Below are 12688 nucleotides of genomic sequence, written 5' to 3'. Positions count from 1 at the left end.
TTATGAAAACTAAAGATGAAGCTATTCTAGAAATTAGAGGAGAATCTATTGGATTAGTCACAGCAACTTCAAGTTCTGAAGAGAAATTTCAAAATCTAACCTTGCGTCCTATTTTAAAATTTCAAAACGATTTATTCTTAGAAGTTTTTCGAAATTATGCAATAAAACAAAAGGGCGTTTTTTTTACTCTAACACCTGAAAAAAAAATGAATTATGTTGAAAATGTTATTCAACGAGATATTAAATTTAGAAATTCTCTAAAAGGAATAGTCATAGGAATGTTTACTATTTCTGAATATAAAGAATACATCCAAAATTCTTCTAATATTAATAAACGAATGATGAATTTATTAATTGAACGCATCAAAACTCAAATTCAATTATTCGAAAATTAACATCCAATATAAATGATTGACTCAGAATTACTTTCATTAGAAAAAAATATATATGATAACTGTTCTTTAAAGATAACTAATGCTATTTCTCATGATGAAAGTAAAGAATACAGCGCTTGTTCATTTCTTTTAAATGAAAACAAAATTATCTTTAGAAAATCTAAAATCACTCCTAAAAAGCAAGGTCAATTTGTTACATTTTGGAAAAGAAGTGATTTGGGCCCCATTCAACCTTATCATGAAAATGATGATTTTGATTTTTTTGTTGTAAACTGTTCTTTTGAAAATAATTTAGGTCAATATATTTTCCCTAAATCTATTTTAATTCAAAAAGGCATTATTTCATCTAAAAATAAAGAAGGAAAAAGAGCTTTTAGAGTTTATCCTACTTGGGAAAAAGCAATAAATAAACAAGCTGTAAAAACACAATCTTGGCAAAAGGAGTTCTTTATTTTACTATCTAATAATATCGATTTTGATATAATTAAAAAAATGTATTCTAAATAATACTTTCTCCATTAAGATTAGTAGTTAGAACATCACTCATATAATCAAAAAATGGTCTCATTGCTTGAAAAGTAATTAAGATTTCTTTATCAAAATCAGGAGACAAGACTTCTTTATTAGAAAAAGATCGTGTTACTAAATATTGTTTTTTTCGAATTAAATCGATATCTGGATGATTTTTATCAAAATCTCTTGGAGCAGTTTTTAATTCTTCACCCTGAAGGGAACCAAAATATTTTTTAAAAGTTTCTTGTGCTATAATCTCTCTTAATTCCGAAGCATCAAGCTCTATCTCTTTACGTATACGTAATAAATCTTCTGTATTTGGCTCCCAAAAACCACCACCAACAAAACTAGCATCATTTTCAATATGTAAATAATACCCTCCTCTTAGCATAGGCTTTGTTCTTCTATAACCAGCACTAAAGTTGACTTTATAAGGTAATTTATTTTTTGAAAAACGAACATCTCTATAAATTCTAAATATTTGTGTGCTTTCAATATTATCTATTTTTCCAAGAGAATCACCAATTTCATTAAAAAATTGTTTTATAAACTTTTTTTCTTTCTCAAAGCGTTTTTTATTATCTGCAAACCATTCTCTATTGTTATTTTCTTTTAATTCTGATAAAAAAGATAAAGTTTCTTGCGTGATTATAATCATTTTTTTGTCAATGTGTTAAAAATATGTTAAATAAATTGTTTTTTATTTTACTTCTTAAATAAAAAAAGCGTAAATTTAAGAACCCCAAATTAATTTAAAAGCTTGATATTATGAAAATTAAAATAACTCTATTGCTGTTACTAACAAATTTTGCTTTTAGTCAAGTGACCGATTTACTTACTAATCTTAATTCTGCTGGTATATCAAATCTTACCTATAAAGATAATTTTATTTATTTTAATTCGTATGTAAATAAAAAAGTTTATCGATTCGATTATACTTTACCTAATCCTTCTTATGAATTAGTTAGTCAATTTAACGAAAATCCAAATTTTGTTTATGTTAAAAATAACACGTTGTATGTTGGAGTTGAAAATCCTTATAAAACATACAAAATTGATTTATCCAATTTAAATTCTCCACCAATTCTTTTAGCAAACATTGCAGGACCAATGGCACAAATTAATAATGAATTATATATTGGTCAATATGTTGCTTCAAAAATAGTTAAAATAAATTTGACTACTAATATACAATCGGATGCATTATTAGGATATAAACCAAATTTTTTTACAATTTATGAAAACCAATTGTACTTTACTTCTAACCACACAAATAAACTATATAAATTTGATGTGACAATGAATTATTTAAACGTTATTTTAAATAATTTAAATTATGCTTCAGGTATTATTATGAATGATGAATTATTATTTATTTGTGAAAGTTCAGGAAATTCTATTTCATTTTATTCAAAACTTGATTTTCAGTTTCAAGATTTAATTCAATTGCAACCTAATTCTTGGCCAAATGGTGTCATAATAATAGACAATGAATTATTTTTTATTCAAACAGTTGCTGGTAAAATTTCTAAATTGCCAATCACTCCCTTACTTAGTAATATAAATTTTGTAAATACGGATCCAAAAATAAAAATTTATCCAAATCCTACTGCTGATGTTATAAATATCGAAAGTAAATATACATTTGATGAATATAAAATATATAACACTAATGGAAAGCTAATACAAAACTCAAATATTATTAATAACAAAATAAATGTATCTCATTTAAGTAAAGGGAAGTACATATTAATGTTAGACAAAAATTCACAAATTTTTATAAAAGGCTAAGATTAATTAAAATATATTAAGGTTAAGGTTTATTTAATAAATCTTAACCTTTTACTTTTCTCTATTCTTCAAAATTGTAACAACATCATTCAACTGAAAACCTTTAGCTTGTAATAAAATTAGATAGTGAAACAGTAAATCTGCACTTTCTGATAAAAACAAATCATTATTTTCATCTTTAGCTTCAATCACTACTTCCACCGCTTCCTCTCCTACTTTTTGAGCAATTTTATTAATTCCTTTGGCAAATAAACTAGCAACATAGCTTTTTTCTGAATCAGCATTTTCTTTACGATTCTTAATTATGGATTCTAATTTTGTAATGAAACCAAATTCTTCATTATTAGTTTCTTGCCAGCAAGTATCTGAACCTGTATGACATGTAGGTCCGATAGGATTAACTCGAATTAATAAAGTGTCATTATCACAATCATTCTTTATTGAAACTAATTCTAAAAAATGACCACTCTCCTCACCTTTTGTCCATAATCTATTTTTAGAACGGCTAAAAAAAGTAACTTTATTTGTAGCTAAAGTTTTATCGATTGCCTCTTGATTCATATAACCTAACATGAGTACATTTTTTGTTGAATTATCTTGTATTATAGCAGGAATTAATTCGTTTTCGCTTTTTGTAAAATCTATTTTCATATTTTAGTTATACAAAGATTCACAAAGTTTGACACTAAGTTGCACTAAGTTTAGTTTATATTATTTATTATATCCTTATGTTAATTTTCTTATCTATTAAATATCCTTTCAACTCAGGAATATTTATCTCTTGGAAATGAAAGACACTAGCTGCTAAAGCTGCATCTGCTTTGCCATGAATAAAAGTATCTAAAAAATGTTGCCTGTTACCTGCTCCACCAGAAGCTATTATTGGAATATTTACTAATTCTGATAATTTAGCTAAGGTATCATTTGCAAAACCATTTTTTGTACCATCATTATCCATAGAAGTAAATAAAATCTCTCCTGCTCCTCTTTCTTCTACTTCTTTTGCCCAATCAAATAAATTAATTGTTGTTGGTACTTTTCCTCCTACTAAATGCACCATCCATTTTCCATCAATTTGTTTTGCATCAATAGCAACGACCACACATTGACTACCAAATTTAGTTGCCAATTCGTTAATTAATTCAGGTCTTTTAACAGCAGATGAATTTATAGCTATTTTATCAGCCCCATTTTTCAATAGAACAGCAACATCATCAACAGAAGATATACCTCCACCAACAGTAAAAGGAATGTTAATCGTCTGTGCCACTTTTCTAACTAAATTAACTAAAGTTTTTCTACCTTCCTCAGTAGCAGAAATATCTAGGAAAACAAGTTCATCAGCTCCGCATTCAGAATATTTTTTGGCTAATTCAACTGGATCACCAGCATCTTTTAAATCTACAAAGTTGACACCTTTTACTGTGCGACCGTTTTTTATGTCTAAACAAGGAATTATTCTTTTTGTAAGCATTTTTTATCAGTTATTAGTGAAAAGTGATTAGTAAAGAGTGTATTTATAGTTTTAAAGCTAATTAATCATCACTAGTTACTTATAAAATTTTCTAATTGTTTTAATGTAATTCTTCCTTCATAAATGGCTTTACCAATAATAGTTCCTTCACAACCTAATTCCGCTAATCTTGGCAATTCATTAAAAGTTGAAATACCTCCTGAAGCGATTAATTTTACGTTTGGACACTCCTTTAAAATATCTTCATATAATTCAAAACTTGGACCTTCAAGCATGCCATCCTTTGCAATATCTGTACAAATCACATAAGAAATATCTTCTTTTTGATACTTTTGTATAAAAGAAATTACTTCTTCATTACTTTCTTCTAACCAGCCAGAAACTGCTATTTTTCTATTATTGGCATCTGCACCAAGAATAATTTTATCAGTACCATGTAGGTTAATCCAATTTTTAAATAATTCTGGATTTTTTACAGCAATACTTCCACCAGTAATTTGATTGGCTCCACTTTCAAAAGCAATTCTTAGATCATCATCTGATTTTAAACCACCTCCAAAATCAATTTTTAAACTCGTTTTTGAAGCAATTTGTTCTAAAATCTTGTGATTGATAATTTTATTTGATTTGGCACCATCTAAATCAACTAGATGTAGGTACTCAATTCCGTGGGCTTCAAAAGACTTAGCAATCTCAAGCGGATTTTCGTTGTATATTTTTTTAGTATTATAATCACCTTTGGATAAACGCACACACTTTCCGTTAATGATGTCGATTGCTGGAATTATTCTCATTTTGCGTAATTTGTAATTAATTATTCAGCTTTAAGAAGTTTTTTAAAATTTGTTCTCCGTGAATACCACTTTTTTCAGGGTGAAATTGCACTCCATAAAAATTATCTTTTTGTAAAGCTGTTGCATATTCTGTTTCATAATCGGTATAAGCTATTGCATTTGAACCTTTTGGGGCATAAAAACTATGCACTAAATACACGTATTCATTTTCTTTAATACCTTCAAAAAGAGGCGATTTTAAATTGTAAATTGTGTTCCAACCCATTTGTGGCACTTTTACCTTATTAGAAAATTTAATAATATCGATATCAAAAATACCTAAACCATTAGTATTTCCTTCTTCCGTACTTTTACACATTAATTGCATGCCTAAGCAAATACCTAAAACAGGTTGTTTTAGTGTTGGTATCAAAATGTTTAAACCACTTTCATTTAATTTTTGCATAGCACTACTCGCTTCGCCAACTCCTGGAAAGATAATTTTATCTGCAGCTTTTATTAAATTCCAATCATTGGTTACAAAAGCTTCAAAACCAATTCTTTCAATAGCAAAAAGTATGCTTTGTATGTTTCCTGCACCGTAATCTATAATGGCTATTTTCATTTGTATAGTCTTAAAGTTTAAAGTCGAAGGTCTTAAAGTCCATTTTCGTAAAGTTATTCTCTTTTAACTTTATGACTTTCAAACTTTTGACTTATTTAAAGCATTCCTTTCGTACTTGGCAAAATCATTTTATCAGCATCACGTTTTACAGCCACTTTTATGGCTTTGGCAAACGCTTTAAAAATGGCTTCAATTTTATGATGTTCATTAGCTCCTTCTGCCTTTACGTTTAGATTTGCTTTGGCACCATCTGTAAAGGATTTAAAAAAATGAAAAAACATTTCAGTTGGCATTTCTCCAATCTTTTCACGTTTAAATTCCGCTTGCCAAACTAACCAATTTCTGCCTCCAAAATCAATTGCTACTTGCGCTAAACAATCATCCATTGGCAAACAAAAACCATAACGTTCAATACCTAATTTATTTCCTAGTGCTTTTGCAAAAACTTCACCTAAAGCTATAGCAGTGTCCTCAATAGTATGATGTTCATCTACTTCTAAATCACCTTTTACTTGAATGTCTAAATCCATTTGTCCGTGTCGAGAAATTTGGTCTAGCATGTGATCAAAAAAGGGTAAACCTGTATTAATATTGCTTTTTCCAGTTCCATCAAGGTTTAATGTAATGGAAATATCGGTTTCATTAGTTTTACGAATGATAGAAGCAGTTCGATTTTCTAACTTTAAAAATTCGTAAATTTTTTGCCAATCATTACTTTCTAAAGCAATAACAGAATCTAATTCTTCTCTTTTAATTGATATTTCATTCGTTCCAAGATTTGTATTATCATTTATAAAAATCGCTTTTGAACCTAAGTTTTTTGCTAGTTCTACATCGGTCAAACGATCACCAATTACAAATGAATTAGTCAAATCATATTCTTCTGAAAAATAGCTTGTTAATAGTCCTGTTCCTGGTTTACGAGTAATAGCATTTTCATGAGGAAAAGTTCTATCTAAAAAAACGGCATCAAATATAACACCTTCATTTTCATAAGTTTTCATTATAAAATTATGTACTGGCCAAAAAGTTTCCTCAGGGAAAGAAGCTGTGCCAAGACCATCTTGATTGGTAATCATTACCAACTCATAATCTAATTCTTGTGCAATTCTACTTAGATAAGGAATACATTTTGGATAAAAAATCATTTTTTCAAAACAATCGATTTGCTCATCAATTGTTTCTTTTATTAGAGTTCCATCTCTATCGATGAATAATACTTTTTTAGACATTTTTTAAATTTTTAAGTAATTCAATCACTTTTTCATTCTCTTTTGGTGTGCCAATGGTAATTCGTAAACAGCTTCTACATAAAGAATCATTAGAACGATTTCTTACCACAATGCCATTTTCTAAAAATTGATTGTATTGAAAAGTAGCGTTGTCCACTTTAAAAAGAATGAAATTTGTTTCAGAAGGGAAGATTTCTGTAACCACTTTACAACAAACTAATGCTTTCATTACTTTTTCCCTTTCTTCTTTAATTTCTTCTATTTCATAGATATATTTTAAGCTTGCTAGCTTTTCTATGGCTAAATTTTGTGAAACACTATTTACATTATATGGTGGTTTTATTTTTTCTAAAACAGTAATTATATCTGTTGAAGCAAACAATAACCCTAAACGTAAACCTGCCATTCCATAAGCTTTAGATAAAGTTTGTACTATTACCAAATTTTCAAATTCTGAAATTCTCTTTAACCAAGTTGGTTTATCTGAAAATTCAATATATGCTTCATCAATAACAACTAATCCATTGAACTCGTTTAAGATTCGCAAAATACTTTCATCCGAAAAAGTATTTCCAGTAGGATTATTTGGGGAACAAAGAAAAATTATTTTTGTGTTTTCATTCACTCTATTTAAAATAGAATTTACATTTGGTTGAAATTCATCTGTTAAAATGATTTTTTTATTTTTAATTGCATTAAGATTAGCCAAAACACCATACATTCCATAAGTTGGTGGTAAAGTAATAATATTATCAACATTAGGTTCGCAAAATGCTCTAAATAACAAATCTAGTACTTCATCACTACCATTACCTACTAAAATATTTTGCGTAGAAACATTCTTAATTTCAGCTAAAACCTCTTTTAAAGCTCTTTGATGTGGATCCGGATATCGATTAAGCCCGTTTTCAAAAGGATTTTCATTAGCATCTAAGAAAACCATATTATCAGTATTGAGTTCGCTAAATTCATCTCTTGCGGATGAATATGGACGCATGGTTTTAACATTTTTTCTTACAAGAGATTCTAAATCAATATTCTTCAACTTAATTTTCATATAAATATTATTCTTTTTTGTTTGTTTGCTTGTGTTTGTTTTTATTGTATTTTTTTTAATCGTAATGTTATTGCGTTTTTATGTGCTTGTAAACCTTCAGATTCAGCCATTAACTCAATAGATTTACCAATATTAAGTATGCCATTTTGGGAAATTTTTTGAAATGTCATTGCCTTTAAAAAACTATCCAAATTTACACCACTATAACTTTTTGAATATCCATTTGTTGGCAATGTATGATTGGTTCCAGAAGCGTAATCACCAGCACTTTCTGGTGTATAATTTCCAATAAATATTGAGCCTGCATTTTCAATATTATTTATAAAGTAGTTCTCATTTTTAGCACAAATAATAAAATGTTCTGGTCCATATTCATTTATTAATTCTAAAGATTTTTCTTCTGAATCCATATAAATTAACTTTGAATTATTGATTGCCACTTGCGTAATTTCCTTTCTTGGTAGAACTTCTAATTGTTTATAAATTTCTTCTTCAACATCATTTAAAATGTTCTTAGAAGTGGTAACCAAAATTACTTGACTATCCTTTCCGTGTTCTGCCTGACTTAATAAATCTGATGCTACAAAACTTGGCACTGCAGATTCATCTGCAAAGATTAAAAGTTCACTTGGTCCTGCAGGCATATCTATAGCAACTCCTAATTGAGAGGCATATTGTTTTGCTATAGTAACGTATTGATTTCCTGGTCCAAAAATTTTATAAACTTTATCAATAGAGGCTGTACCAAAAGTCATTGCTGCAATGGCTTGAATGCCACCTATTTTATATATTTTAGTTACGCCACATAATTGCGCAGTAAATAAAATAGCTGGGTTAATGCTTCCATTTTTATCTGGTGGTGTACACAATACTATTTCCTTACAACCTGCAATTTTAGCAGGAATAGCAAGCATTAGAACAGTTGAAAACAAAGGAGCAGAACCACCCGGAATATATAAACCTACCTTTTGAATGGGTCTTTTTTCTTGCCAACATACAACTCCTTCAGTAGTTTCAATTTCAATTTTATTGGTTTTTTGGGCAGTATGAAATTTTTCTATATTAGACTTTGCTAAACAAATTGCATTTAATAAATCTTCTGAAATTTCATTTATTGCAATATCTATTTCATTTTGTGATACTATAAAATTAGTAAATTTTATTCCATCAAATAAAGAAGTATATTTTAAAACGGCTTGATCACCTTTTTGTTGAACTTCCTTAAATATGCCTTTAACAGTCTCTTCAATATCATTGAAAGTTTGGGTTGGTCGCTTTAAAATTTCTGACCAATCTTGCAGTTGTGGATTATATATTTTTTTCATTTTGTAGTAATTAGTGATTAATTATAAAACCATTTTTTCAATTGGACATACTAGAATTCCTTCTGCACCAGCATCTTTCAATTGATCAATTACTTCCCAAAAAGTATCTTCTTCAATTACAGAATGCAAACTGCTCCAACCTTCTTGACTTAAAGGCATAATTGTAGGACTTTTTAATACAGGTAATATTTCTGAAACTAAAGCAATTTTATCATTGGGTACATTCATTAAAATGTATTTTGATTTTCTTGAACGAAGAACAGCTTGTATGCGAAACTGTAATTTATCTAATATTTGTTTAGCTTCAGATGTTATTTCTGGTGAAATTGCTAGAACGGCTTCACTTTTTAAGATAACCTCTACCTCTTTCAATCCGTTTTTGAATAAAGTACTTCCACTGGAAACGATATCAACAATAGCATCAGATAAACCTATATTAGGAGCAATTTCAACAGAACCAGATATTTGATGAATGTCTACTTCCATTCCTTTAGAGTTAAAATATTCAATTACAGTATTTGGATAAGAAGTAGCGATTCTTAATCCATCTAAATCATTCAAGCTTTTGTATTTAAATACTTTTGGAACAGCCACAGACACTTTGCATTTTGAAAAACCTAATTTTTCAGCCACAGTAATATTTTTTCCTTTTTCTACTAGAAGATTATCTCCCACTATGGCAACATCTACTACACCATCAAGTAAATATTGTGGAATATCTGAATTTCGTAAGAAATAAACTTCTAAAGGAAAATTTGAAGCAGTAACTTTAAGCTGGTCATTACCATTGTAAATAGATATACCTGAATCTTTTAAGAGTTGGATACTTTCATCATAAAGTCTTCCTGATTTTTGAATTGCAATTTTTAAGATGCTCATTTGTTTGTTTTGAAATAAGTTTGAATAAATCAATACGTTTTCAAAAGAAAAACCCGTTTGATTTACTCAAACGGGTTTATAATTATTTTGAATTACTACAAAATCACTATGGCCTCGCTTGAGCGTGGAAATAATGATGGTGATGTAATTTATTTGTAAACATTGTTTCTAATTGTTTTTAACAGTGCAAATATAAAGACATTATCTTTTACAAAACAAATCTTTTTAAAAAATTATAATTTGTTTAATGTTTAGAAATATATTTTATACTAGATTAACTCCAAATACATATCCTACTAAAGCGGTTAATGCCATGGCAATAGTTCCCCAAAATGTAATTCTTAAAACTGCTTTAAGAACACTTGAACCACCTGTTTTAGCTGCTAAAGCACCTAGAAAAGCTAAAAACAAAATAGCTAATGCATATAGCCAATATTCCATAGATTTTACAGGAAGAAATAAAGTTACTAAAAAAGGTAAAGCACCTCCAACAGTAAATGAAGCTCCTGAAGCCAAAGCTGCTTGTAAAGGTTTTGCTTGACTAATTTCATTTATTCCTAATTCATCTCTTATATGAGCTCCTAATGCATCGTGAGCAGTTAATTCTTTGGCAACTTGTAAAGCAGTATCTTTTTTTAAACCTCGTTCTTCATAAATTTGTGCTAAACGCTGCAATTCAATTTTTGGCATTTCTGCTAATTCTTCTTTTTCTCTTTCAATATCAGCTTTTTCAATATCCGTCTGTGAGCTTACAGAAACATATTCACCAGCTGCCATAGACAATGCACCTGCAACCAAACCTGCTAGAGTTGCTAAAATTACTGGTTCTCTAAATTCACTAGCAGCAGCAACACCGATTGCAATACTTGAAGTTGATAAAATACCATCATTTGCACCTAAAACAGCTGCTCGTAGCCAATTGCTTTTGTGTATATAATGATTGTCTAAATAATTATCCAATTCATCTTTCATAAAATTATTATTTAATAATCGTCATTGTGGTCTGAATGTAATTCTTCAGTGTCTGTAGTATTTTCTCTAATTTCTGTATGACGAATTTCTCCACCTGAAGTGCCTACAAATTTTGATACAACTGCTGTGCCTATAGCTAAGATTAAAGTCAAATAAATAATTAAATGTGCTTTTGCGTGTTTCTTAGTATTTGCAATTAAACCTATAATTGAACTTAAACCTAAAACATATAACAATTTCATGAATGTTTCTGCAATTTCTTCATGTTCATGAATGATGCTATGAGAAATTCCTAGTTCTTCAACAATCTCCTCTGCTCCTTCTCCAGTCATCATAGTTGCTTTTCCCATAATCATACAAATAATGAAAATAGTATATGCTAAATTGGTTAAAATAGTTTGCTTTTTAATAATTCCATAAACCAAAATTCCAATTCCAAAAAACAAACCTATGATTGGAAAATGGTTAAAAACCATGTGTAAATGTGCTTTATTCATATTTTTTATTTTATTAAATCAAATACTCCTTTTGTAAGTATTTTTGAGTTTTTGTTTATTTTATTGTTCTCTATTATTTCTGTAAAATTTGCCAATTTTTCTCCTGTTTTTACTTCAGTTTTTTCAAAGGTATAATCAGAATTTGAATTATTTTTTAATAAAAGTACATAATTTTTATCATTTTCTGTAATCAATGCATCAATTGGAATTGCAAACCCTTTTTTAGTATTTGTCAAGATATTTGCTTCAACAAACATTCCTGTCAAAAGACGTTGTTTTATAGCATCATCTAAATGACCATGAATCATAATTGTTCTATTATCTCCTTCAATAGATTTACCAACTAAGACTACTTCTGCCTTAAATTCTTCTTTGGAAGCTTGTGGAACAGTAAAAATAATATTTTGACCTTCTTTCACTTGCAAAATATCTTTTTCAAAAACGGCTAATTCTACGTGTAGATGATTAGTATCAACAATTTCTAAAATTACATCAGCAGGAGACATAAACATTCCTACATTGGCATTCATAACCGTTACATCACCTGAAATAGGAGCATAAATTGTCATGGTTGATGTTAAATTACCTTTTTGAACTTGAGATGGATCAATGTTTAACAATTGTAATTTCTTTTTTAAACTTTGATACATACCATTTGCTCTTTTATATTCACTTTCTGCTTTTAGATAGTTTTTTTGTGATGTTATTTTTTCATCGTATAAAGTCTTTTGTCTTTCGTATTCTGACTTTAAATAATTAATTTGTTCAGCTACTTCTATATACTCTTTTTGAATATCAATAAACTCAGTATTTTCTAAGGTTACTAAAGCTTGTCCTCTTTTTACTTTATCACCAATTAACAAATGTGTTGATTTAATATAACCACCTAAAAATGAAGTGATTTTAACTCTATTCTTTGGTGGTACATCAATTTTCCCCGTTGTTTTTATAGCAACATTAAAATCTTGTTCAGTTGGTGAGCCAATTTCCATTTTCATAGTTTGAAATTGCTCCTTTGTTACTGAAATTATTCCGTTATCAACAGTCTCTACTTCTTCTGTTGTGTTCTTTTTACATGAAGTTAAAACCAAGGTTAAAACTATTATATATACTATTCTTTTCATTTGTATTGATTTATTTTTTTAGCTATTACAT

General features: G+C 28.6%; 15 protein-coding genes. 3 read left to right on the top strand and 12 right to left on the bottom strand.

Annotated elements, in window-relative coordinates; all coding sequences use genetic code 11:
- The first annotated feature begins 2 nt into the window (after window positions 1-2).
- Together ACULEV_RS07695 and ACULEV_RS07690 are read left to right on the top strand one after the other, a co-directional pair.
- The gene (locus tag ACULEV_RS07695; RefSeq protein WP_445458087.1) at window positions 3-395 is read left to right on the top strand and encodes a glyoxalase; all 393 of its coding nucleotides are present in this window, start codon (window positions 3-5) and stop codon (window positions 393-395) included.
- Between the two features lie 12 nt (window positions 396-407).
- Complete coding sequence (locus tag ACULEV_RS07690; protein WP_445458086.1) at window positions 408-902, top strand: MepB family protein; 495 nt, start codon at window positions 408-410, stop codon at window positions 900-902.
- On the opposite strand, the gene ACULEV_RS07685 is transcribed toward ACULEV_RS07690, so the two are convergent.
- Window positions 895-1566 carry a DUF2461 domain-containing protein gene (locus tag ACULEV_RS07685; RefSeq protein WP_445458085.1) on the bottom strand — a complete coding sequence of 224 codons (672 nt, stop codon included), beginning with the start codon at window positions 1564-1566 and terminating at the stop codon, window positions 895-897. The genes ACULEV_RS07690 and ACULEV_RS07685 overlap by 8 nt on opposite strands.
- Before the next feature lie 110 nt (window positions 1567-1676).
- Here ACULEV_RS07685 and ACULEV_RS07680 point away from each other — a divergent pair, with 110 nt between their 5' ends.
- Window positions 1677-2699, top strand: coding sequence for a T9SS type A sorting domain-containing protein (locus tag ACULEV_RS07680; RefSeq protein WP_445458084.1), 1023 nt, complete (start codon window positions 1677-1679; stop codon window positions 2697-2699).
- 51 nt (window positions 2700-2750) lie between these two features.
- Here the strand turns inward: ACULEV_RS07680 and hisIE are convergent, their stop codons facing one another.
- From hisIE to ACULEV_RS07625, 11 genes are all read right to left on the bottom strand, one after another.
- Window positions 2751-3350, bottom strand: a complete 600-nt coding sequence (hisIE, locus tag ACULEV_RS07675; protein ID WP_445458083.1) for a bifunctional phosphoribosyl-AMP cyclohydrolase/phosphoribosyl-ATP diphosphatase HisIE — start codon at window positions 3348-3350, stop codon at window positions 2751-2753.
- 67 nt (window positions 3351-3417) lie between these two features.
- On the bottom strand, window positions 3418-4173 hold the full coding sequence (hisF, locus tag ACULEV_RS07670; protein ID WP_445458082.1) for an imidazole glycerol phosphate synthase subunit HisF: 756 nt from the start codon (window positions 4171-4173) through the stop codon (window positions 3418-3420).
- A gap of 71 nt (window positions 4174-4244) precedes the next feature.
- Window positions 4245-4967 (bottom strand): 1-(5-phosphoribosyl)-5-[(5-phosphoribosylamino)methylideneamino]imidazole-4-carboxamide isomerase, encoded by a 723-nt coding sequence (hisA, locus tag ACULEV_RS07665; RefSeq protein WP_445458081.1) that lies wholly within the window; start codon window positions 4965-4967, stop codon window positions 4245-4247.
- A gap of 16 nt (window positions 4968-4983) precedes the next feature.
- On the bottom strand, window positions 4984-5571 hold the full coding sequence (hisH, locus tag ACULEV_RS07660; RefSeq protein ID WP_445458080.1) for an imidazole glycerol phosphate synthase subunit HisH: 588 nt from the start codon (window positions 5569-5571) through the stop codon (window positions 4984-4986).
- Between the two features lie 95 nt (window positions 5572-5666).
- Window positions 5667-6803 (bottom strand): bifunctional histidinol-phosphatase/imidazoleglycerol-phosphate dehydratase HisB, encoded by a 1137-nt coding sequence (hisB, locus tag ACULEV_RS07655; protein ID WP_445458079.1) that lies wholly within the window; start codon window positions 6801-6803, stop codon window positions 5667-5669.
- The gene (gene hisC / locus ACULEV_RS07650) at window positions 6796-7860 is read right to left on the bottom strand and encodes a histidinol-phosphate transaminase (protein ID WP_445458078.1); all 1065 of its coding nucleotides are present in this window, start codon (window positions 7858-7860) and stop codon (window positions 6796-6798) included. Before hisC ends, hisB begins: the two co-directional genes overlap by 8 nt.
- Before the next feature lie 41 nt (window positions 7861-7901).
- A complete protein-coding gene (hisD, locus tag ACULEV_RS07645) occupies window positions 7902-9185 on the bottom strand; it encodes a histidinol dehydrogenase (RefSeq protein ID WP_445458077.1) in 1284 nt (427 codons plus the stop codon).
- Window positions 9186-9206: 21 nt separating this feature from the next.
- Entirely contained in the window at window positions 9207-10064 is an 858-nt protein-coding gene (gene hisG / locus ACULEV_RS07640; protein ID WP_445458076.1) for an ATP phosphoribosyltransferase, read from the bottom strand.
- A 264-nt stretch (window positions 10065-10328) separates the two neighbouring features.
- Window positions 10329-11036 (bottom strand): VIT1/CCC1 transporter family protein, encoded by a 708-nt coding sequence (locus ACULEV_RS07635; protein ID WP_445458075.1) that lies wholly within the window; start codon window positions 11034-11036, stop codon window positions 10329-10331.
- Window positions 11037-11047: 11 nt separating this feature from the next.
- The gene (locus tag ACULEV_RS07630; protein WP_445458074.1) at window positions 11048-11533 is read right to left on the bottom strand and encodes a hypothetical protein; all 486 of its coding nucleotides are present in this window, start codon (window positions 11531-11533) and stop codon (window positions 11048-11050) included.
- A 5-nt stretch (window positions 11534-11538) separates the two neighbouring features.
- A complete protein-coding gene (locus ACULEV_RS07625) occupies window positions 11539-12657 on the bottom strand; it encodes an efflux RND transporter periplasmic adaptor subunit (protein WP_445458073.1) in 1119 nt (372 codons plus the stop codon).
- Window positions 12658-12688 lie beyond the last annotated feature (31 nt).

The organism is Flavobacterium sp. HNIBRBA15423 (assembly GCF_052655965.1).
The sequence above is the reverse complement of the archived record's forward strand: the minus strand, read 5'-3'. Positions and strand labels throughout refer to the sequence as shown.

Bases quoted from the DNA above. Each gene is read 5' to 3' on its own strand.
- ACULEV_RS07695 (WP_445458087.1), top strand. From the start codon at position 3: ATGAAAACTAAAGATGAAGCTATTCTAGAAATTAGAGGAGAATCTATT.
- ACULEV_RS07680 (WP_445458084.1), top strand. From the start codon at position 1,677: ATGAAAATTAAAATAACTCTATTGCTGTTACTAACAAATTTTGCTTTT.
- hisH (WP_445458080.1), bottom strand. From the start codon at position 5,571: ATGAAAATAGCCATTATAGATTACGGTGCAGGAAACATACAAAGCATA.
- hisF (WP_445458082.1), bottom strand. From the start codon at position 4,173: ATGCTTACAAAAAGAATAATTCCTTGTTTAGACATAAAAAACGGTCGC.
- hisC (WP_445458078.1), bottom strand. From the start codon at position 7,860: ATGAAAATTAAGTTGAAGAATATTGATTTAGAATCTCTTGTAAGAAAA.
- ACULEV_RS07625 (WP_445458073.1), bottom strand. From the start codon at position 12,657: ATGAAAAGAATAGTATATATAATAGTTTTAACCTTGGTTTTAACTTCA.
- ACULEV_RS07630 (WP_445458074.1), bottom strand. From the start codon at position 11,533: ATGAATAAAGCACATTTACACATGGTTTTTAACCATTTTCCAATCATA.
- ACULEV_RS07690 (WP_445458086.1), top strand. From the start codon at position 408: ATGATTGACTCAGAATTACTTTCATTAGAAAAAAATATATATGATAAC.
- hisA (WP_445458081.1), bottom strand. From the start codon at position 4,967: ATGAGAATAATTCCAGCAATCGACATCATTAACGGAAAGTGTGTGCGT.
- ACULEV_RS07685 (WP_445458085.1), bottom strand. From the start codon at position 1,566: ATGATTATAATCACGCAAGAAACTTTATCTTTTTTATCAGAATTAAAA.
- hisB (WP_445458079.1), bottom strand. From the start codon at position 6,803: ATGTCTAAAAAAGTATTATTCATCGATAGAGATGGAACTCTAATAAAA.
- hisD (WP_445458077.1), bottom strand. From the start codon at position 9,185: ATGAAAAAAATATATAATCCACAACTGCAAGATTGGTCAGAAATTTTA.
- ACULEV_RS07635 (WP_445458075.1), bottom strand. From the start codon at position 11,036: ATGAAAGATGAATTGGATAATTATTTAGACAATCATTATATACACAAA.
- hisG (WP_445458076.1), bottom strand. From the start codon at position 10,064: ATGAGCATCTTAAAAATTGCAATTCAAAAATCAGGAAGACTTTATGAT.
- hisIE (WP_445458083.1), bottom strand. From the start codon at position 3,350: ATGAAAATAGATTTTACAAAAAGCGAAAACGAATTAATTCCTGCTATA.